15 protein-coding genes and 1 tRNA gene are annotated in these 21,980 nt (G+C 61.4%); 4 read left to right on the top strand and 12 right to left on the bottom strand.

Annotated elements, in window-relative coordinates; translation table 11 throughout:
* The first annotated feature begins 14 nt into the window (after window positions 1-14).
* Window positions 15-1,760 carry an arginine--tRNA ligase gene (gene argS, locus J7557_RS03815; protein ID WP_291417474.1) on the top strand — a complete coding sequence of 582 codons (1,746 nt, stop codon included), beginning with the start codon at window positions 15-17 and terminating at the stop codon, window positions 1,758-1,760.
* A 75-nt stretch (window positions 1,761-1,835) separates the two neighbouring features.
* Window positions 1,836-3,968, top strand: coding sequence for an SPOR domain-containing protein (locus J7557_RS03810; RefSeq protein WP_291417472.1), 2,133 nt, complete (start codon window positions 1,836-1,838; stop codon window positions 3,966-3,968).
* 41 nt (window positions 3,969-4,009) lie between these two features.
* On the opposite strand, the gene J7557_RS03805 is transcribed toward J7557_RS03810, so the two are convergent.
* The gene (locus J7557_RS03805) at window positions 4,010-4,819 is read right to left on the bottom strand and encodes a tetratricopeptide repeat protein (protein WP_291417471.1); all 810 of its coding nucleotides are present in this window, start codon (window positions 4,817-4,819) and stop codon (window positions 4,010-4,012) included.
* Between the two features lie 762 nt (window positions 4,820-5,581).
* On the opposite strand from J7557_RS03805, the gene J7557_RS03800 reads away from it, so the two are divergent.
* Entirely contained in the window at window positions 5,582-7,258 is a 1,677-nt protein-coding gene (locus tag J7557_RS03800) for an ABC transporter ATP-binding protein (RefSeq protein WP_291418287.1), read from the top strand.
* Window positions 7,259-7,301: 43 nt separating this feature from the next.
* On the opposite strand, the gene J7557_RS03795 is transcribed toward J7557_RS03800, so the two are convergent.
* The 10 genes from J7557_RS03795 to xylF all read right to left on the bottom strand — a co-directional run bounded on the left by J7557_RS03795 (window position 7,302) and on the right by xylF (window position 18,624).
* The gene (locus J7557_RS03795) at window positions 7,302-8,309 is read right to left on the bottom strand and encodes a CorA family divalent cation transporter (protein ID WP_291417469.1); all 1,008 of its coding nucleotides are present in this window, start codon (window positions 8,307-8,309) and stop codon (window positions 7,302-7,304) included.
* A 4-nt stretch (window positions 8,310-8,313) separates the two neighbouring features.
* Entirely contained in the window at window positions 8,314-11,067 is a 2,754-nt protein-coding gene (locus J7557_RS03790) for a valine--tRNA ligase (RefSeq protein ID WP_291417467.1), read from the bottom strand.
* Between the two features lie 135 nt (window positions 11,068-11,202).
* Complete coding sequence (locus J7557_RS03785; RefSeq protein WP_291417465.1) at window positions 11,203-12,012, bottom strand: DUF2497 domain-containing protein; 810 nt, start codon at window positions 12,010-12,012, stop codon at window positions 11,203-11,205.
* A gap of 186 nt (window positions 12,013-12,198) precedes the next feature.
* Window positions 12,199-13,554 (bottom strand): TolC family outer membrane protein, encoded by a 1,356-nt coding sequence (locus J7557_RS03780; protein ID WP_291417463.1) that lies wholly within the window; start codon window positions 13,552-13,554, stop codon window positions 12,199-12,201.
* 131 nt (window positions 13,555-13,685) lie between these two features.
* Complete coding sequence (locus J7557_RS03775) at window positions 13,686-14,312, bottom strand: protein-L-isoaspartate O-methyltransferase (RefSeq protein WP_291417460.1); 627 nt, start codon at window positions 14,310-14,312, stop codon at window positions 13,686-13,688.
* Between the two features lie 161 nt (window positions 14,313-14,473).
* Window positions 14,474-14,547 (bottom strand) — tRNA-Cys (locus J7557_RS03770).
* Between the two features lie 111 nt (window positions 14,548-14,658).
* On the bottom strand, window positions 14,659-15,345 hold the full coding sequence (locus J7557_RS03765; protein WP_291417458.1) for a DUF1345 domain-containing protein: 687 nt from the start codon (window positions 15,343-15,345) through the stop codon (window positions 14,659-14,661).
* A gap of 40 nt (window positions 15,346-15,385) precedes the next feature.
* A complete protein-coding gene (locus tag J7557_RS03760) occupies window positions 15,386-16,168 on the bottom strand; it encodes an ATP-binding cassette domain-containing protein (protein ID WP_291417456.1) in 783 nt (260 codons plus the stop codon).
* Between the two features lie 11 nt (window positions 16,169-16,179).
* Window positions 16,180-17,499 carry a sugar ABC transporter permease gene (locus tag J7557_RS03755; protein ID WP_291417454.1) on the bottom strand — a complete coding sequence of 440 codons (1,320 nt, stop codon included), beginning with the start codon at window positions 17,497-17,499 and terminating at the stop codon, window positions 16,180-16,182.
* A gap of 87 nt (window positions 17,500-17,586) precedes the next feature.
* Window positions 17,587-18,624 (bottom strand): D-xylose ABC transporter substrate-binding protein, encoded by a 1,038-nt coding sequence (xylF, locus tag J7557_RS03750; RefSeq protein WP_291417452.1) that lies wholly within the window; start codon window positions 18,622-18,624, stop codon window positions 17,587-17,589.
* Window positions 18,625-18,847: 223 nt separating this feature from the next.
* Between xylF and J7557_RS03745 the strand changes: the two genes are divergently transcribed.
* The gene (locus J7557_RS03745) at window positions 18,848-20,089 is read left to right on the top strand and encodes an ROK family transcriptional regulator (protein ID WP_291417450.1); all 1,242 of its coding nucleotides are present in this window, start codon (window positions 18,848-18,850) and stop codon (window positions 20,087-20,089) included.
* Window positions 20,090-20,093: 4 nt separating this feature from the next.
* Here the strand turns inward: J7557_RS03745 and cysN are convergent, their stop codons facing one another.
* Complete coding sequence (gene cysN / locus J7557_RS03740) at window positions 20,094-21,980, bottom strand: sulfate adenylyltransferase subunit CysN (RefSeq protein WP_291417448.1); 1,887 nt, start codon at window positions 21,978-21,980, stop codon at window positions 20,094-20,096.

Genomic DNA, 21,980 nt, shown 5'->3' with positions numbered 1-21,980 from the left:
CCAGCGGGTCTGTCATGGATATCTTCGCACTTTTCACCTCTCGGGTTACCGAGGCTCTGCTTGCCGATCACCCCGAACTGGGCGCCGATCTGCTGTCGCGCGTTGTGGTGGAACCCCCGCGAGACCCCGCCCATGGCGATCTCTCGACCAATGCCGCCATGGTTGTGGCCAAGCCGCTGGGCAAGAATCCGCGCGAAGTCGCTGCGGCGCTTGTCGAGCGCTTCAAGGCCGATTCCGATGTGACCTCGGTTGAAGTTGCCGGTCCCGGCTTCATCAACTTCCGCCTCGCGACGCCCATTCTGCACAAGGTGCTGAAGGCGATCGCCGAGCAGAAGGAGGCCTATGGCAAGTCCGATCTGGGCAAGGGCGAACGGGTCAATGTCGAATATGTTTCGGCCAACCCGACTGGTCCCATGCACGTGGGCCACACCCGCGGCGCCGTTTTCGGCGACGCCTTGGCCTCGCTCATGGCCTATTCGGGCTATGACGTGACGCGCGAATATTACATCAATGACACCGGCGGCCAGACCATTATCCTCGGTCAGTCCGCCCTGCTGCGCTACCGCGAGGCACTCGGCGAAACCATAGAGATTCCGTCGGGCTTCTATCCCGGCGACTATCTCATCCCCGTCGGCAAGGCGCTTGCCGCCGAATATGGGGCTTCGCTTCTCGAAAAGCCCGAGCAGGAAGCGGTTCTCATCGCTCGCGAGGCTGCTCTTGCCGAGATGATGGAACTGATCAAGGCCGACTTGGCCCAGCTCAATATCCATCACGACGTCTTCTTCTCCGAACGCACCCTGCACGGCCAGGGCGGCGATATCCAGACGACGCTCGATTGGCTGCGTGAAGAAGGTCTGGTCTATCAGGGTGTCCTGGAAGCGCCGAAGGGCAAGACACCTGAGGATTGGGAAGAGCGCGAACAGACCCTGTTCCGCGCCAAGGACTTTGGCGACGACACCGACCGTGCGCTGGTCAAGTCAGACGGCAGCTACACCTACTTTGCCGCCGACATCGCCTATCACCGCAACAAATATCTTCGTGGCTTCAAGCACATGGTCAATGTGCTCGGCGCCGATCACTCGGGCTATGTGAAGCGCCTTTCGGCAGCTGTGAAGGCAGTGTCGCAGGGCGAAGCCGACATCGACGTGCGCATCTGCCAGCTCGTGCGGCTGCTCAAGAACGGCGAGCCGTTCAAGATGTCGAAGCGTTCCGGCGACCTCGTCCTCCTCTCCGACGTCGTCGAGGAAGTCGGCGCCGATGCCACGCGCTTCATGCTGCTCTTCCGTCGCAACGACGCCTCGATGGACTTCGACTTCGCCGTCGTCAAAGAGCAGACCCGCGACAACCCTGTATTCTACGTTCAGTACGCATACGCTCGCGCTTACTCCGTCTTCCGCAAAGCTGCGCTCGAAGTGCCGGGTCTCGATTTCAGCGCCCCTGCGCTCGCGAATGCTGAAGTCGAATTGCTGACCTCGGCTGCAGATCTCGAGCTGATCCGCCTCCTCGCCGCCTGGCCGCGGACGGTGTCGGCCGCCGCAGTTGCGCACGAGCCGCATCGTATTGCATTCTATGTCCACGACCTCGCCGCGGCTTTCCACGGCTTCTGGGCCAAGGGCAACGATGATCACTCGTTACGATTTGTTAACGCTGCCGATCCAAAGCTCACTTTGGCGCGACTCGCACTTGTGGATGCCGTACGTCAGGTAATCCGCAATGGCCTTGGAATTCTGGGTGTTTCGGCTCCCGAAGAGCTTTCATAATTCGGGCGCATTAGTGTGAAAACTCGCGGCAAACTCCCTAAGGGAGCGCTTGCAGCAATCTAGGGGCGCTGGCCGATGACGACAGCGAAACCGAAACATATGGCAGGACAGACCGATAGCGCGGACGACCTGATCGCAGAACTCGCCAGACTGATGGCCGAAGACGCTCAGGGCGATAAGCCCAAGAGTGAGCCGGCCGTGACGGTCCGGATACCGGGTGGCGATAGTCCAGCAGCTTCAGTGCCCCCGAAAGTAGCCGAAGCACCGAGCCGCCCCGTGCGTATTCCGGGCGACAATGCGCCAGCGCCTGAGCCTTTTGTCTTCGATTTCGACCGCAAGCCGCAGGCTGGCCAGCCCAAGACGGAAGCGCCGCAGCGCGTCGAACCCGCAGCGTTTGCGCCTGCTTTCCCCGCGCCCAAGCCAATCGTCAACGAAGCGCCGGTAGTGGCGCGGCCCCAGCCGGCGCCCTCTGTGCCGGCAGAGCCTGTTGCGATCGCGCCGCAGGAGGTCGCTCCTCCGGCCCCGGTATTTGTGCGCACCGAACCGGTCGTGCCACCGGCCGAAGAAATGCCCGAGCTGGATCAGGATAGCCTTGCGGACCTGATCGCCGCCGAGCTGGCCGTCGGAGAAGAACCCGAACCCCATGCACAGAGGCAGGACGATCCGGTCGACGAGCTGGATGTCACCGACGCGGTACTTGGCCAGACCTTCCCGCGCGAGGCCGATGCTTTCGGCATCCCTCCGGTTTTCGGCCTGGCTTCGAGCGCCGTGAACAAGCCGGAAGCCCGCCCGGTGCCCGCCGAGGTTGTCGCGCCCAAGATCGAGCCGGCGGAGACCGTTGTCGCTCACAGCCCGGCCGTGCCGCCAAAGCCGCAGGCATTGCCCGATCCGCTCGAGGAGATCGAGCGTCTGATTGGTCCGGCGGCCCGCGTTCAGCAGGCCCCGACTGCTCCCAGCCCGGCCTTGCGCAGCCTCGCGACACCAACCCTGCCGACGCGCGAGCCTCAGCCGGCCGCTGTGGTCACGCCCGCGCGGGACAATACCCGGGTCTCATCGGTGGAAGAGGCTATTCTGGCTGCCGCTGAAACCAGCGGGGCCCGCTTGGAATGGGTGGAGCCTGCCATCGAGGCCAGCCTGCCGCCCGAAGAGCCCGTAAAGCCTGCGAGGGCGCCACGCGGCCGAGTGCTTGGCCTGACGCGTTCGCTTGCCGGCCCCGTCGTCGCCACTTTGCTACTCGCTGTTGCCGCAGTTGGCCTTTACACGGTCCTCGGTCTTGGCAGTGGCACACCGGAGGGCCCTGCCCCGCTGGTTGCCGCCGACACGACGCCAACCAAGGAAGTTCCCGAACCCACTCCTTCGGCAGACGCGGCCAGCCAATCGGTGGTCTTCAACGAGATTTCCGGGGTCGATACCGGCGCTGAAGAGCAGATCGTCTCGCGCGATCAATCCGACGTTGAGGCGGTTACGCAGGTCGCCTCCACGGACCTGAGCGAAGAGGGCCTCGTCAATCGCAAGGTTCGCACTGTTACTGTGCGGCCGGACGGCACCATTGTGAGCGGCAGCGACAATCTCGCTGGTTCGGCAATGCTGCCTGTCGATCGCCCATCCGTGCCGGACGTTCCCGGCGCCGACTTCTCGACACCCGATCTGATCGCCAACGCCATTGCCAATGCACCGGCGACGACGCCGGAGCCAACTCCTGCTCCTGCAGCAGGGCCTGCGGTCGTCCCCGTTCAGCCTGGTTCGACCGTTCCGGTTGTCGACCTGACTGGCGCGCCGGTCGCTGGCAAATCGGCGCCTGTTCCGCTCGTTCGTCCGACGAATTTCGCGCCGCAGGCGGCCGTTGCCACACCGGTGACGGCAACGCCGGCACCTGCTGTGGCTACGGCCCCCGCAACCACCTTGCCTGTGACTACCCCGGCTGCCGCACAGCCCGAGCCGGTTGCTGCGCCTTCAAGCGCTAGCACGGCTCCTGCCTATGTGCAGTTGTCGTCGCAGCGGACAGAGGAAGCCGCACGCCAGACAGCCCAGCAGATCGCCGGCCGGTTTGGCCCGCTCTTCGGTGGCGCCAGCCTCGAAGTGCAGCGCGTTGATCTCGGTGATCGTGGGATTTTCTATCGCGTTCGCGTCCCGGCCAATTCGCTACAAGATGCCAATACCATCTGTTCGAACGTCAAGGCTGCGGGCGGCGACTGCTTTACTCTCTAGCGGGGCATGCCGCAGCGGCAAGGCGCTGCGGCGATATTTCTTCAGAAATCGGCGAACTGCGGCGCGATGGATTCTGCCAGCGCTGCTGCATTGGCGCGATCTTCCGGACGAGCCATGGACGAGGCGCGGGTGAGCAATTCGTCGACCTGCGCCTGATCGGCCGTGCCGAGGCAACGCTGATGTGACAGGTTCAGCCACATCAGCCCTTCGATCGGCTGGGCCTCGATGCCGTCCATGCCGTTGAAGAGGAGATCGCCGAGGCGTGCCTGGGCCAGGCAGTGGCCCTTGCGAGCAGCAAGCGAGAACCAGCGCGCGCTCTGCAATGGATTTACGCCCAGGCCTTCATCCTGCAGATACAGCAAGCCGACGCGGTACTGGGCATCGGCATCGCCAAAATAGGTAGCGGCGTGGAGCAGCAAGGCATGCGAGCGCTCGATATCGGCGGGAATACCGGCATCGGGCACGCCCAGGCGATAATAGTCGCCCATCTTCACGAAGGACTGCGCAACGATATCGGATTCGACGCCGCGCGGCGCGGCATCGGCATGCTGATTGGCGATCTGGGCAAAGTAGCCAAAGGCCTTGGCAGGATCCTTGGCAACGCCTTCGCCATTTTCGTACATGGTGCCGAGCTGCCACATGGCCATGGGCTGGCCGGCGGCAGCGGCATTTTCAAGCGCGGAAAGATAGGCATCGCCCGACACGCCGCCGCCAGCGCCATCCAGCATATTGGCTAGATCGAGCGCAGCCTCGGCTGCTGTCTGTGCCTGTGCGGGGATCGCTGCTGTCAGGACCGACAGCGCAAGTCCGGTTACCGCGGATGCCAGATAAAAAGCCGGCGATTTCCGCATCTTACTCCTTTTGCCCATAACGGCCTGGGCGGGTGCTACAAATATATGCTGTCCGGTCGATACAGGCGGGCAATTTGATCCCGATGCCGCTCGAGGGAAAGCGAAGTGTGAACTTTTGGTAAACTCGCATTGCGGCAGGATTTGAGCCGAGGAGATCACATCCCCGAGGACAATGCCGGCGGCCATATGGCCACTCAAATACCTGGAACTTATCGTATCCTGTTTGCGCACGTGCTCACCAAGAACCGGCGGATTCCCGCCCTTTTCAAGCAGTCTGGCGCGCCACAGACAGGCCGAAGACGAAACCTCGCGGTTTCACCCCTGGACTGCCGACACCCGCCCCCGAATGCCTAGCCATCTCGTTTAAGATGAGATTGTGGCGGGAAACATCGCCAAATTCTTTATGCCGAGTGACACCGCAGTGAATCCCGGGTGCTGTTGCCAATTCGTCACAGAGGTCGAGAGCCCTACCGGCCTGGGTGAACACGGCGTTGTGAAAGCGGCGCGAAGCACCCATACTTCGTCGGCTTTTGCGCCGCATATAGGAGTTCGAAATGAAAGCGATCCTGTTCCCGATCAACCACACGGAAATCCATCAGGACATGATCGTTCATGCATTCGAAAAACTCCTCGGAAGAGGCGCGCCGCGACAGCACTAGCCGCACTCTTCACGCCAGCCTTTCTGTCTTCTTCGCGCGCCCAGGCTTTCAGCGCGCCCGCAAGTTCGTTTCCTATTATCGCCCATACCGGCACCTGCTGGTCATGGACCTTGTTTGCGCAGCGCTGATCGCGGCAACGGCCATTGCCCTGCCGCTCTGCGCCAATTACGTGACCACGCGCCTGCTCATCCTCGACGACAGCGCCGAGGCCCTTTCGCAGATATTCGCCATGGGTGGCGTTATGGTCCTGGTGCTCATTGCCCAGGCCGGCGCAACTTTCTTTGTCGACTATCAGGGCCACGCCATGGGTGCGCGCATCGAAGCCGATGTGCGGCGAGAGCTTTTTGAGCACTGCCAAAAACTCTCCTTCGGCTTTTATGATCGCAGCCGTGTTGGGCAATTGATGAGCCGGATCACCAATGACACCTTCGCTCTGGGGGAAATGTTCCACCATGGGCCCGAGGACATTGCAATTGGCCTCCTGAAGTTCACTGGTGCCCTCACCGTGCTGTTCTTCATCGATGCAACCCTGACGGGTTACATCGCCATTCTCCTCCCTATTGCAATCGTTTACGCGCTCTATTTCAACCGGCGCATGAATAAGGCCCTCGCCCTCAGCCGGGAGAAAATCGCCTCAGTCAACGAGCGGGTTGAGGATGCGCTGGGCGGCATTCGCGTGGTGCAGTCCTTTGCCAACGAGAGGTTTGAACTGGCCCGGTTTGAAGCGGAAAACCGGACATTCGTCGAAAGCCGCAAGGATGGCTACCGCAGCGAGACCTGGTTCTTCGTAGGGATGGAGGTGTTCGTCCATCTCGTCACGATTATCGTGATCATTGCCGGCGCCATGCGCATTCTTGCGGCAGACATGTCGGTGCCCGATCTGCTGACCTTCCTGCTCTGCGTCGGCGTTCTGGTCGATCCGGTCAACCGCCTCGCCAATATCGTTCGTCTCTGGCAGGAGGGGTCGACCGGCTTCACCCGCGTGATGGAAATCCTCGAGCAGACTCCGGATATCGTGGATGCGCCGCGTGCCCACCCTGCCCCGCATTTCCGGGGCAAGATCACCTTTGATCAGGTCAGCTTTGGCTATGGCGATGGCCGAACCGTCTTCTCGAACCTGTCGCTCGATATCGCGCCAGGCGAGTTCGTGGCCCTGGTCGGGCCTTCGGGTGTTGGGAAAAGCACACTCTGTGCCCTTATCCCACGCTTTTACGAGGTCGAAAGCGGCGGGATCGCCATCGACGGGCAGGATGTCCGCGAGTTCGAACTGGCCTCGCTCCGGCGCCAGATCGGGGTTGTGCAGCAGGATACTTACCTGTTCTCCGGCACGGTGGCCGAGAACCTGCGCTATGGCCGTCCGAATGCCAGTGACGACGAAGTTGTGGCGGCCGCTCAGGCGGCCAATGCCCACGACTTCATCATGGCCCTTCCACACGGCTATGACACCGATGTGGGACAGCGCGGCGTAAAACTGTCAGGCGGACAAAAGCAGCGTCTGACCATCGCACGTGCCTTCCTCAAGGACCCGGCAATCCTGATCTTCGACGAGGCGACCAGCGCGCTCGACAATGAAAGCGAACGCGCTGTGCAAATGGCGCTGCAATCGCTCGCCAAGGGTCGTACCACCCTGGTGATCGCGCATCGGCTGACGACCGTGCGCAATGCCGACCGCATTCTCGTGCTCACGGAAGACGGGATCGTGGAAGAAGGCCGGCATGACGATCTGATGGCGGCGGATGGCTACTACGCCCGCCTTCAGGCAGTTCAGGCCAGCATCTAGGCGTCTTAGCTTCGTCCCTCTCCAGGTGGGGAGGGACGAACAGCTAAAAGAGACGGCTTTTGCGCATCCACCAGACAAGCCCGACGGCCAGCGCGATCAGGGCGCCGCAAACGACCCAGAATGCTCCGCCATAGTCGGCCAGAGGAATGCCCGAGACATTCATCCCGAGCATGCCGCTGATCAGGGTCAGCGGCGAAAACACCACCGTCACTGCCGCGAGCAGCAGCATGGTCCGGTTCATCTGCTCGGCGCGATCGTCGATGATCTCTTCATGAACGAGCACCGCACGTTCAGAGAGGGCCTGCAATTCATCACCGATACGGGCGGTGCGCATGGCCGCGTCGCGCAGCCGCAACCGATCCCGGTCCGAGAAGAAAGACAGGTCCTCGATTTCCAGCGTCGTCAACGCGTCGCGTTGCGGCCACACGAGGCGGCGGAAATTGATGAGGGTGCGGCGCAGGTGCTCAAGATTGTCCTGCGCCCTTTCGGTGCGATGGGTAATAAGCGTCTCTTCGACTTCATCAAGCCGGTCGCCGAGCATTTCGATCAAGGGTTCGAGACGATCGGTGGCACGCAGGGCCAGGCGCGCGATCAGGTCCGCCGGGGAAATCGGCGCATGCGCCCCTTGCTCCCATTTGGTGAGGCCCAGAAAGTCGAGAATATTGAGTTCGGACGCGATGATGACGCGGCCTTGTTCGATCCAGACTGTCAGGAATTGCCGACCTACATCGTGGGGAGCGGCGCCCGGGCGCACGACGCGCAACATGACCAAGGCCCGGTCGTCCATAACCGTGCAACGCGCGCGCGACGTCGGAGTGGTCAGCAGCCCCGAATTGAACTCACCCAGTTCACCGCGCAGCCAAAGCTTGAACTCGGGGGCCTTGGAATTGCCCACGATCAGCTTGAAGCCGCGCGGCGGCACGGACGGCGGCTCGTCGCTCGGTTCAAACCGTTTCATGCCGCCGTCGCCGTCAAAGACCAGGACGGCGCCGACGCCTACGAGACCGTTCCGCAGGGCGCGGTCGCTGGGCTGCTTCGGCGTACCGTCCATGCTGTCAGCTCAAACGCTTCAGGGCTTCGAGTATCTTCTGACGCCGATCGATTGCAGCTTCACGACGAGCCTTCTGCTCTTCGATCACTTCTTCCGGTGCCTTCGAGACGAACTGCTCGTTGCCGAGCTTCTTGTCGATACCCGTGATTTCGCCGTCGAGCTTGCCCACTTCCTTTTCGAGGCGGGATTTTTCGGCGGCGATATCGATCACGCCTGCCAGCGGCAGGGCGTAGGTGGCATCGCCAACCACGAACTGCGCCGATTCACCCGGCACCTGGTTCTGCGGCGAGATTTCCTCAAGCCGCGCAAGGCGGCTGATGAGCGACGTACCCGCGACAAGACGAGCCAGCGTCTGCTCGCCTGCACCGGTCACGACCAGTTGCAGTTTGGCACTGGCCGGCACGTTCATTTCGGCGCGCACCGAGCGAACGTTGGAGATGACATCGACCAGCCATGCCAGTTCTGCGTCGGCCTCCGCATCCTCAAGACCCTGATAGGTGGGCCATTCGGTGAGAATGAGAAGGTTGTCACGCTTCGGGCCGGCCTTGCCAGTTTCCGCCCAGAGCTCTTCGGTGACGAAGGGCATCATTGGGTGAAGCATGATCAGGATCTGATCGAGTGCCCAGGCAGCGGTCGCCCGCGTTTCGGCCTTGGCGGCCTCGTCCTCACCGTTGAATACCGGCTTGGCGAATTCGACATACCAATCGCAGAACGTGCCCCAGACGAAGTCATAGGCATGGTTGGCGGATTCGTTGAACTTGTAGTCTTCGATGCCCTGGCGAACGCTGGCAAGCGCGCGGACAGTCGAGCCGACGATCCAGCGATTGAGCGCGAGCTTGTTGGCCTTGGGATCAAATCCTTCCACACGGCGGCATTCGTTCATCTCCAGGAAGCGCGCGGCGTTCCAGAGCTTGGTGACGAAGTTGCGATAGCCTTCGACGCGCGAAATCGCGAGTTTCAGGTCACGCCCCTGCGCCGCCATCGCCGCCAGCGTGAAGCGGGTAGCGTCGGCACCATATTCATCGACAAGCTTGAGGGGATCGATAACGTTCCCCTTGGTCTTGCTCATCTTCTGGCCCTTTTCGTCGCGGACCAGGGCATGCATGTAGACGGTGTGGAACGGCTCCTCATCGAGGAATTCCAGACCCATCATCATCATGCGGGCAACCCAGAAGAAGATGATGTCAAAGCCGGTGACCAGCACGTCGGTCGGGTAGTAGCGCTTGAGCTCAGACGTTTCATCCGGCCAGCCGAGCGTCGAGAAGGGCCACAGCGCCGACGAGAACCAGGTGTCGAGCACGTCCGGGTCGCGCGTCAGTTCTACGGCCTTGCCATAGTGTTTGGTCGCGGCCTCCTGCGCTTCGGCTTCGTTGTAAGCGACGAAGGCCTCATTGTCCGGGCCATACCAGGCCGGAATCTGATGTCCCCACCAAAGCTGGCGCGAAATGCACCACGGCTTGATGTTTTCGAGCCAGGCGAAATAGGTGTTTTCGTACTGCTGCGGCACGAACTTGGTGCGGCCTTCGCGCACCGAGGCCAGCGCCGGCTGGGCCAGCACGTCGGCCTTGACCCACCACTGGTCGGTCAGGAAGGGCTCGATGACGACGAGTTTGGACTTCTCGTCATGGGGCACCATGATCTTCTTGTCTTCGATATGGTCGAGGCCACGCGTGGCGTTCTCTTCGGCAAGGGCTGTCAGGTCGGAGACAATCGCCTTGCGCGCTTCGAAGCGATCCAGACCACGGTACTTCGCGGGGATGAAATCGGCATCGATGATGGCGCCACGGGTCGTGAACACGTTGATCGGCTCGACCCCAGCGCGCGCGCCAACTTCAAAGTCGTTGAAATCGTGAGCAGGCGTGATCTTCACGGCGCCGGTACCCAGCGTCGGGTCCGCGTATTCGTCGGCAACGACCGGAATTCGGCGGCCGACGAGCGGCAGTTCGATGAACTTGCCGACGAGGGATTGATAGCGCTCGTCTTCCGGGTGCACAGCAACGGCGACGTCGCCCAGCATGGTCTCGGGACGGGTCGTCGCGACGATGATGTAGTCGCGCGTCTCGTGGCCGGTGACGTTGCCTTCTTCGTCCTTGATCGGGAACTGATAGGTTACGCCATCCGCCAGCGGATAGCGCAGGTGCCACATGTGGCCCTTGATCTCGATGTTCTCGACTTCGAGGTCCGAAATGGCGGTTTCGAGGCCCGGGTGCCAGTTCACCAGGCGCTTGGCGCGATAGATGAGGTCGCGCTTGTGCAGCTCCACGAACACCTTGGTGACGGCGCGCACCATCTGATCGTCGGCCTGGCCGCGTTCGCCCATGGTGAAGCGCTCGCGCGAGAAATCAGCCGAAGCGCCGAGGCGCTTGAGCTGGTTCATGATGGTGCCGCCGCTTTCGGACTTCCATTCCCAGACGCGGTCGATAAAGGCCTCGCGGCCCATAGACCGGCGGTCCATCTGCTTTTCGGCAAGCTGGCGTTCGACGATCATCTGGGTGGCGATGCCGGCATGGTCGGTGCCGGGCTGCCAGAGCACGTCCCTCTTCAACATGCGGTTGAAGCGGATGAGAATGTCCTGGATCGTATTGTTGAGCGCGTGCCCGATATGGAGCGAGCCCGTTACGTTCGGCGGCGGAATGACAATGGTGAAAGTCTCCGCACCCGGCTTTGCGCCCGCACCTGCGGCGAAGGCCTTCGCGTCCAGCCAGGCATCGTAGATGCGGCTTTCCACGGCAGCGGGTTCGTAGTTCTTTTCAAGCATAGGTCACTCGCAACAACATTGACCCGCCACGGAGAACATGGCGGGCCCAATCAGGGTTGGCAACTTCAAGCAAAAGCGCGCCGCAGGGTCAACTGCGACGGGGCAGGAAAAGCACCCTGCCCCTGATATGGGAAATCAATCGCCGCGTGCAACGCGGGCGATTTCCTTCTCGACCATGCGCTCGACGACGGAAGGCAGGTTTTCGTCCAGCCATTCCTTGAGGATCGGGCGGAGCATTTCGCGGACCATGGTCTCGATGGTCAGATTGGCATTGCCGAGAGCCGGCGACGGCACAATACCGATGCCGGCAGCGCCCAACTTGTCGATCGAGCTGCGGATAGCGGCCTTGGTGGTCGTCTCGAGCAGACCATCGGCGATATCGGCGCTCAAGGTCGCGTCGGGCATCGGCGAGGCGGCTGCGACGGACGGGCGAGCGAAAGCGATCGGTTCGGGCGCAATCTCGGCCACGGAGCGGTCTTCATCGATACTGACGGCAGAAAGCACGGGAGCGGCCTCAACTTCTGGTTCGGGCGAAAATTCGGGTTCGGCTTCTGCCTCGACGTCTTCGGCAAGGCTCGGAGCGGGATTGAAGCTCGGAAATTCGGCAATGCCGGCTTCGGGCTCGGCCGGGGTGAAGCTGATATCGTCGGGCACGACCAGGGCCGGAGCCTCTTTCGGCTCGGCAGTTTCGGCCTGAGCATCGGCCAGCAGGGCATCAAAGCCCATGTCGGCGGCAGCTTCGCTTTCCGGCACGATCTGCGCCGAGGAAAGTTCCAGCGGCTCATTGTCCTGGTCTGCGCCAAAGCTCACCGCTTCCATCGGATCGGGCGCAACCTGCAGCGAAGGACGGCGCGGCGCGGCACTCTCGTCGTCATCGGCAATGATCTGCCGGATGGAAGACAGAATCTCGTCCATGGAGGGTTCTTTGGCGGCCGGCTTGTTCATAAGTGCCTCTTCAACTCATGCGCGACGCTCGAGAGGGCATCCGCATGCCACCCAACCCGATTCGTTACCTACACCTTAACCGGTTCTGCTGGGCTTAGGAATCCACAGGACGCCACGTCCGACAACTTCCACAAAAACTTGTGGCCGGGACAGGCCCGGCCACAAGATTTGGATTTGCTGTAAAAATTACTCGGCGACGGTGCGCAATTCCTGCCAGACGTCCTCGACGGCCTGCGTGTAGTTGACCGCAGACTTGACGGTAACAGGCAGGCCGAGATTGGACGCCGTCAGGCGCCCCATAGCCGAGAGCAGCGAGAAGGTCGCGACCACTTTAGAGGTCTGGGCATTGATCAGGCCTTCCTTGGCGCTGGTCAGTTCTGCCTGCGAATTCAGCACGTCGAGCGTGGTGCTGGTGCCCAGGTCGCGCTCCTGGATCGTGCCATCAAGCACTGTCGTGCCGGCCTGCACGGCGGCCTGCGCAGCCTGAATCTGTGCATCGGCACTCTGGATACCTGCCCAGGCGGAAATGACGGCCTCGCGGACCTGGTCGTAGGTGGACATGGCTTCCACCTCGGACTTGATCTGCCCGAGATTTGCCTTGCGCACGCCAGCGCCGATTGCACCACCGGCATAGATTGGCACAGAGACCTTGAAGCCGAACGAACCACTGAGTCCATCAGGCCTGACGCCATTGGTCCAACTGCTGCCAACTTGGCCAGAAATCGAGGCAGTCGGCCCAAACGCGGCCTCGGCTGCATCCGTCCCGGCCTGCGCGGCCCGGATCGCAGCCTTGGACATCATGATGGCGGGATGGCCAACCTCGGCTTCTGCCAGAGCCGCGTCAAGGGAACTCGGGATCAATCGCGCATAGTTGTGCGAAGAATTGAGTTGCTGCGGTCGCACACCCACGAGGCGCTGAAAAGTCGCCTGACTGGTTTCCAGCGTGCTGAGCGCAGCACGATAGGAAGCCTCACCCTGAGCAAGACGCGCCTGGGCCTGGGCAACGTCTATGCGTGTGCCCTCACCCACATCCAGCCGATCCTGAGCTGACTGCAGCTGAGCCTGGAAAAACCGGGTATTTTCTTCGCGCAGGGCAACGAGTTGCCGGCCGCTCAGCACGTTCATATAGGCCTGCACGACCGAAAGCAGGACATTCTGTTCCGAATTGCGGATCTGATATTCGGCGAGTTCAGCGGCAGCACGAGCCGACTCGATCTGCGCTTCGGTCTTGAAATTATCGAAGATGGTCTGGTTATAACCAATGCCGGTCGTGATTGTGGGATTACCGCTGAATTGTCCGCCAACCAAGCTCCAGCTCTGGTTGCCCCCCACCTCTGCACCGATCGTTGGAAGCATCGCCGACTTGGCCAGCGCAATATTCTCGGCCGAGGCCTTTGCTTCAAGCAAAGCCGCCTGCAGGTCCGGCGCGTGATCATAGGCAGCGGTCAACGCCTGGGTGATCGACTGGGCCTGTGCCCCGCCGGCCGCCCCCAGCGCCAAGAGAATGGCGACCGCGCTCGCCGTCACGAACTTATTTACCATAGGTACCCCGCATTCCGACCCTATTACCAATACGCCCGGCATATGGGGTCTACAACCAACCATACCCATGCCTATCAAAATTTAACGTACGCTTCGTTTCAACCCGTGGCCGTTTGGCAACAAATCGACCGCTAGAAAACGAATTCGTCCTTTTGCGCCCAGCTCCACAAGCGCGGCATGGTTGCATCGAACTCTGACGTGAACATTACGCTATCGTTGTGTCGCTGGAAAACATGGATGACCGCGATGCCCCGTTGCAGAATCGGCACAACCAACCGTCCGCCCCGAGCCAGCAGCCCAATGAGATCATCGGGTTCAGCGTCCACCGCACCTTCGACCACGATGGCGTCAAAAGACTCTTCGCCGACCGCTTCTATGCTGCCGGCAATCACCCGGGCGTTTTCGATTCCAAGCTGAGCTAGATGCGTGTTGGCGCGAGAGGCAAGGTCGGCGTCGAATTCGACACCGACAACCTGCGCTGCGACACCTGCCAGTACCGCAGTGGAATAGCCGCTCGCGGCCCCGACATCGAGAACGCGGCTATTGTCCGCGATCTCCGCAAGCTGCGCGATACGCCCAAAATGTGCAGGGGAAAGAATGAAGCGTTGCCCGGAGGCCAGCGGTTGCAGGTCATCCACATACGCAACCGGCTTGCGCCCGTCGGCGACGAAAATTTCGCGCGGCACTTCTGCAATGGCGGCAAGCAGCCGACGCTCCGTGACGCCGCTGGTGCGCAACTGGCTATCGATCATAGCCATTCTTGCGCTTCGATATTCATCCATCAGCCAGCGTTCCGACGCCCATTCATATGCTGGACGTGAATATAGACGAGCCGATCAACTGGCAAGCCATGCCGCAAAGCGATTGCGAAACACGCCCAGAAAATTGGGCGCGAGGGCTGACAAAAATTTTGGGGAACTGGAGGCCGCGTCCGGAATCGAACCGGAGTGCACGGATTTGCAATCCGCTGCGTAACCACTCCGCCACGCGGCCTCTGCGTCTGTACCTATTTGACCTCTCGGGGCGATGCAACAGGATTGTCGACGTGGAACGAATTTCCCAAAGCTTTGGAAAACGCTTCGTTCAGTTCTCGCCGAAGGCTTGTCACCCCTGCCCGGCGCCAATCAGCACATTGACCGCGGCGGCGAGGAGGATCGTGTTGTAAAAGTGCGAAAAGATCAGGTGAACCATCACCCTGCGGCGCATGGCATTGCTCGAAACCTTGGTGTCCGAGGTGGCAACTGACGTGCCGACCGTGAATGAGAAGTAGAGAAAGGCCACGCCGTCGGGATCTTCGTCGCCCGGAAAATCGAGCCCTCCCTCGACCTTCTTGCTCCGCGGCCGATCAGGCACCTGATAATATTCATAGGCATAGTGCAGCGCACCCATGACCTGCACCGTGAACCATCCCAGAATGACCGATGCGATGCTGGCGATGATCTCGCCGGGCTCCGTGCCGCCGTCCTGGTCGAGCGCGAGGAACAGCGAGACCACTGAAGCCACAATGACGATGAGGACAATCAGCAGGATGCCTGTGCCCGGCGTGTCCTCCTCGCGGGCGTGCTCATGCAGATAGTCGGCCGTCAGATGCGGCAGCTTGAGAAAGGCCAGGATCAGGTAGCCGGCGAAGAGGCAGTTGGCGCCCAGGCTCACGGCATACTTCGGCACCAGCAGAAATGATACGGCCAGCCCGACCAGACCCAACAGCAGACCGAAATAGAACGGGGCATGTCGCGGCATGACATGCCCCACGGCAACCATACGCAGGTTGCGCTTCGTCTGTTCCGGCATTCGAGGGCTCCTCCGCAAATTCATCGCGGAGGAAACGCCGTTAACCGCTAATGGCTCCCGGTCCCGGCTTCGCGCCCGACGGTACCTTGCCCATGATGATCATGCCCAGAACTTCGTCCTTGGTGACATCGCTGGTGCGCGCCTCGCCCACGACCTGGCCATTCTTCATCACCACCAGCCTGTCTGCGAGGTCGAAGACGTCGTGGATATCATGGCTGATGAGGAAGATGCCGATGCCTTCGGACTTGAGCTGCTTGATCAGTTCCCCGACTTGCGCTGTTTCCTGCGGTCCAAGAGCGGCAGTCGGCTCGTCCATCACGAGGATGCGGGCATTGAAGAGAATGGCCCGGGCAATGGCCACCGATTGGCGCTGCCCGCCGGAAAGGGCTTTCACCGGCTCCTTGAAGCGGCGGAAATTGGGGTTGAGGCGCCCCATTACTTCCCGGGCTCGCGATTCCATGGCGGCATCGTCGAGGGTACCGATCGGGGTTACCAGTTCGCGGCCAAGGAAGAGGTTGGCCGCAGCGTCGACATTGTCGGCAACGGCAAGCTGCTGGTAGATCGTTTCGATACCATAGGCCTTGGCATCGCGCGGATTGCTGATCGAGGCAGGTTCGCCATTGATCTTGATATCGCCGGCATCGCGCTTGTAGGCGCCCGAGAGGATCTTGATCAGCGTCGATTTTCCCGCACCATTGTGGCCCAGGAGGCCAACAACCTCGCCGCGGTGAAGGTTGATCGAGGCGTGATCGACAGCCTTGATACCACCGAAGGCGATGGAGATATCGGTCATTTCGACCAGGGGTGTGCTGGCATCCAGCATGGCGGGCACTCCTAGTGCTTATTCCGGCGGTAGAGCGTGTCGAGCCACACCGCGAAAACCAGAACAATGCCGACAACGATGGACTGAAGCGGACTATCGAGCCCCATCAGCACCATGCCGGATTGCAGCGATTGCATGACCACGGCGCCGAGCAATGCGCCGGCAATGGTGCCAACGCCACCGGCCAGAGACGTGCCGCCGATGACGGCTGCCGCGATCACGTAGAGTTCGTCGAGCGTGCCAAGGGCATTGGTCGCCGCATTGAGGCGCGCGCTCGAAATGGCCGCCGCGATGGCGCAGAGGCCGCCCATGAGCATAAATATCTTGACGGTGACCCAGCGCGTATTGATACCGGCCAGTTCCGCCGCTTCCGGATTGCCGCCCATAGCATAGACATAGCGGCCAAAGCGGGTCCGCATGGTGAGGAAGGTCATGAACACCCCTACCCCCACGGCGATCAGAACGGGCACGGCGATGCCATGGGAGATGAAGAGACCGCTTTCCGGCACGGCGATGCTGTTGGCTTTGGCGTAGTTTTCAGCAATGCGCACGGGCCAGGGATAGGCATTCGCCACCCAGATCGCCCCGATGGTTGCGCCACAGCCAAGAACAGCCAGCGAGGCCTCCGCCCAAAGCGGACGCTGCGGAAAATTGAAGCGACGACGTTGCCGTCGGCCGAAATAAAGCCCCGCGACGATGGCCGCGCAGGCGACGGCTCCAACGATCCAGCTCCAGGTGAAACCAATCGAGCCCGCCGGGCCGCCGCCGATCAGTTGGAAAGTCTGATCCATGGGGGCAACGGTGCGGCCCATGGTGACCCACCAGGCGGCACCGCGCCAGACGAGGTAACCGCCGAGCGTAACGATGAAAGCCGGAACGCGCAGATAAGCGATGATCGTGCCCTGCAAGGCACCGATACCGACGCCGACGACGAGCCCCGCCAAAAGCGACAAGCTCCAGATGAGCGGGTGACCGAGCCCGAGGCCCAGCTGCACCGGCAGAATCTGCGTCTGCATGACGCCCATGACCATGCCGACCACGCCAAGGATCGAGCCCACGGAAAGGTCGATATTGCGGGTGACGATAACCAGCACCATGCCGGTGACCATCACGGCCACTGAAGCCGTCTGCACAGACAGGTTCCAGAGGTTGCGCGGGGTCAGGAACAGGCCGCCGGAAAAGATATTGAAGCCGATCCAGATGATCGCCAAAGCGCCAATCATGCCCAGGAGGCGCGTATCCACCTCAGTCGCGATGAGGAAGCGCTGAATGGGATTCTGCGTGAATGTGCTCGGATGGGCTGGCGTGGAAATGGCGTGTTGGTCAGCCATTCAGGTCTCCCGTGGAAACGGCGCCCCGGCACGAAGCCGGGGCGCAGTCCGGTTGCTATCAGGCAACCAGTTTAGCCTTTTATGGGCTCAGTTACAGGCGGCAACAGTACCTGCTGCGACGCCCTGGCACACAACGTCCTTGGATACCCAACCAGCGTCGATCACGACGTTGAGGTTTTCCTGGGTAATCGGGATCGGCGGGAGTAGCACAGCGTTCATTTCGACGCCCTTCGGGCCATCCGAGAACTTAGTTGCGCCGGTGACAGCATCGAGAGCCGTACCGCCGCCCAGTTCAACTGCGATCTCCGCTGCCTTTTTGCCGAGTTCGCGCGCGTCCTTCCAGACTGAAACGGTCTGCGTGCCAAGGGCAATGCGGTTGAGGGCGGCGTGGTCACCATCCTGGCCGGAGACCGGTACGGAACCAGCGAGACCCTGGGCAGCCAGTGCCGCAATGGCGCCGCCTGCAGTACCGTCGTTGGAAGCGACGACAGCGTCGACTTCGTTGTTATTCGCCGTCAGGAACTGTTCCATGTTCGCCTGGGCGACTTCCGGGTTCCAGTTGTCGGTATAGGCTTCGCCAACATTCTTGATGGCGCCGGAATCGATGGCGGCCTTCAGCACTTCCATCTGGCCGGCAAACAGGAAGTCGGCATTGGGGTCGGCCGAGTTGCCCTTGATGAAGACGTAGTTGCCTTCGGGCTTTACGTCGAACACGCCCTGAGCCTGCATGCGCCCGACTTCCTTGTTATCAAAGGTCAGGTAGAAGGCGTCGGGGTTCTCGATCAGTCGGTCATAACCCACCACCGGAATACCTTCGGCGACGGCCGCTGCAACGGCAGGGCCAATGGCTTCGCTGTCCTGAGCCAGAACGATCAGCGCGGTTGCACCCTGGCTGATCAGGCTTTCAATGTCGGTGAGCTGCTTGGAAGCGGACGACTGGGCGTCTGCCGAAATATACTCAGCGCCAGCCGCTTCGAGAGCGGTCTTGATCGCGGCTTCGTCAGTTTTCCAACGTTCTTCCTGGAAGTTGTTCCAGGAAACGCCGACGACGATTTTATCCTGTGCCAGGGCGGCACCGGTCAACACGGTCGAGGCAAGCAAGACCGCTGCAAAGAGCTTATTCATCAATGTCCTCCCAACGGGCCATTCAGGCCCAGAATGCCATCCGCAGCCTTCACATCCCTAGGCAGGCGGGTACGCACTAGAGCATTATTTTCAATGCTCGAAAAAAGAAGTCGCATGGCGGATCGGGACGTGTCAACGTCAATTTCGAGTGCCGAACAAATTCAAGGTTGCGTCGAAGCGGCAGCTTTGATGTCTTGGCCTCGGGAGTGAGGGAGTTGACTGCTTGACGCGAACCGTCAGCGATAGCGACAGCGTCCGGCGGCAAAACCGTGGACTGGTCTTGAGTGCCCTGCGTATGCAGGGCGCGCAATCGCGTACGGCCCTCGCCAGCCTCACCGGGCTTAGCCACGCCAGCATGACTGCAATCATGTCGGATTTGCTATCGCAAGGACTGGTCGCCGAGTTGATCGCCGACCGGCCCGATGGCCGAGCGCGTGGCCGACCCGCGACCTTTGTCAACTTTGCCCGCAACGCCGCCCATGCCGCGCTCTTCGAACTCGACGTCAATCGAGCGCGGCTGTCGTTGATCGACTATGGCGGCGTGCTGGTTGACCGTATCGAAACCGACCTGACGCCAACCACCTTTGCCGGTATCGCGCCCTGCCGATTCCTGTCCGATCGTCTCGATGCCCTACTTGCGCGCACGCCCGCCGCTCAAAAAACACTTCGGCGCGTTGCTATTTCGGTCCAGGGCATTTTGGAACGTGACGGTCGCGGCTTGCGCTGGTCGCCGATCCAGCACCTTGCCGGCGCACCCTTCGCAACCGAGCTTTCGGAGGCGCGCGGCCTGCCGGTGACATTACACAAGCGTGGACGCCTCCTGGCGGAGGGCGCTCGCTGGCTCGATCCAGCCCTGCATGAAGCGAGCGTCGCTACGGTCTTCGTGGGCTCTACAGTGGCGATGGGCGTTACGTTCCGGGGACAGATCATGGGGCGGGGCGACGAGGGCGCCACCGAGTTCGGCCATATGAATCACGTTCCCAATGGCGCACTCTGCCGCTGCGGCATGCGGGGCTGTATTGAAGCCTATGCTGCGGACTATGCCGTGCTCCGCAACGCCTATTCCGTGCCGGAAACCGCGCCCCCTGCTCCGGCCGTGCCGGCCCAGCAATATGAAATGCTGATGCAGCGTGCTGAATCCGGCGACCGCAGCGCGACACACGCCTTCAATCTTGCCGGGCGCGCCATAGGTTTTGGGCTCAGCCGCCTGCTGGCAATCTACGATCCCTCGCATATCCTCATCGTCGGCCCCGGCGCCCGTGCGCTTGAACTCATGCGCCCGGAAATCGATCAGGCCATAAAAACCTCGCTGGTCGGCAGCATCAATGGCGCTCCCAATATCATCGCGCATCGCGATGAAACGGAGCCCATCTTCAAGGGTCTTCTGATGAAGACCCTCAATGACATCGACCAGGTCGACTTCGCCCCCTTGCCGAGCACCGAGCGGGCCGGCACAGCAGGCTGAAGCGTCAGATTTTGAGCCAGTCGTGCAGCTTGTCGGCCATGGCAGCGGGCTCTTCCTGACCGCCATGCAATGTCACATCGGGCGCGCTCGGCACTTCGAACGGGCTGTCGATGCCGGTGAAATTCTTGATCTCGCCGCGGCGTGCCTTGGCGTAGAGCCCCTTGGGGTCGCGCTGCTCCGCCACGGCCAACGGTGTGTCCACGTAGACTTCCGTGAAGCGGATATCGCCGGCGATTTCGCGCGCTAGTTGGCGTTCCTTCTCGAACGGTGAGATGAACGACACCAGCACGATCAAGCCGGCATCGGCCATGAGCTTTGCCACTTCCGCCACGCGGCGAATGTTTTCGACGCGCGCCGCTTCGGTAAAGCCCAGATCCTTGTTGAGCCCGTGGCGCACATTGTCGCCATCGAGGATATAGCAGTGCCGGCCTTCAGACGTCAGGCGCTTTTCGAGGAGGTTGGCGATGGTCGACTTGCCCGAACCCGAAAGGCCGGTGAACCAGACGATCTGCGCTTCCTGCCCCTTCTGCTCCGCACGAACCTGACGGTTCACGTCAAATGACTGGTAGGTCAGGTTCTGCGCGCGCCGCAGGCCGAACGAGATTGTGCCGGCGGCCAGCGTGGCATTGGAAAGCCGGTCGATGAGAATAAAGCCGCCGGTCAGCGGATTATCGGCATAGGGATCGAAGGCAATGGGGCGGTCGGTCGCGATGGTGACGGTGCCGACCTCGTTGAGGTCGAGCTTGTTCGCCGCCACGTGCTCGAGCGTATTCACATTGGTGCGGAATTTTATGTCCGTGATCGTCGCAGGGACGGTCTGGGCGCCAACCTTGAGAAGGTACGAACGCCCCTGATAGGCCGGCTCGTCGTTCATCCAGACAAGGCGCGCCTGGAACTGGTTCGAAAATTCGGGAACGGTGCCAGGATGAGCGAGCACATCGCCGCGCGAGACGTCGATTTCACGATCGAGAACCAGCGTCACCGCCTGCCCGGCAACGGCGCTGTCGAGATCGCCGTCCATGGTGACGACCCGCGAAATCTTTGCCGGCTTGCGTGACGCGGCAACCAGAACGTCATCGCCGACCTTCACTTCGCCCGAGGCGACGGTGCCGGAGAAACCGCGGAAATCGAGATTGGGGCGATTGACCCATTGCACCGGGAAACGGAACGGCTGCGCCGCCTTGTCTTGCGCCACTTCGATGGCTTCGAGATAGGGCACAAGCGGCGCGCCCGTGAACCAGGGCATACGGTCGCTGTTGGCAAGGATATTGTCGCCACGAAGAGCCGACACCGGCACGGCCGCCAGGGTTTGAAAACCCAGGTCCTTGGCAAAGGCGCGATAATCAGCCTCGATCTGGTCAAAGATCGTCTGATCATAGCCAACGAGATCGATCTTGTTGACCACGAGCACCACGTGCTTCACGCCCACCAGCGACAGAATAAAACTGTGGCGGCGGGTTTGGGTAAGAAGGCCCTTGCGCGCATCGACCAGCAGCAAAGCCAGGTCGGCATTGGAGGCGCCGGTCGCCATGTTGCGGGTATATTGCTCGTGGCCTGGCGTGTCGGCGACGATAAATTTGCGCTTGTCGGTCGAGAAGAACCGATAGGCCACGTCGATGGTAATGCCCTGCTCGCGTTCGGCGGCGAGGCCGTCGACCAGCAGCGAGAAGTCGATACCTTCATCGCCAACCGTACGGTTGTGGCTTTCCTTTTTCAGGCTCGCGAGTTGATCGTCGAGAATGAGCTGGCTGTCATAAAGCAGGCGGCCGATCAGGGTAGATTTGCCGTCATCAACGCTGCCGCAGGTCAGGAAGCGCAGGAGCGACTTGTCGGTCTGCTGGGCGAGCCAAAGGTCGAGATTCGTATCAGGCGTGGCCATGGCGAGGGTCAT

It is taken from the genome of Devosia sp. (genome assembly GCF_017744655.1).
Classification (GTDB): Bacteria; Pseudomonadota; Alphaproteobacteria; order Rhizobiales; family Devosiaceae; genus Devosia.
Note: the sequence above shows the minus strand (reverse complement) of the source record. Positions and strands in the feature narration are given on the sequence as shown.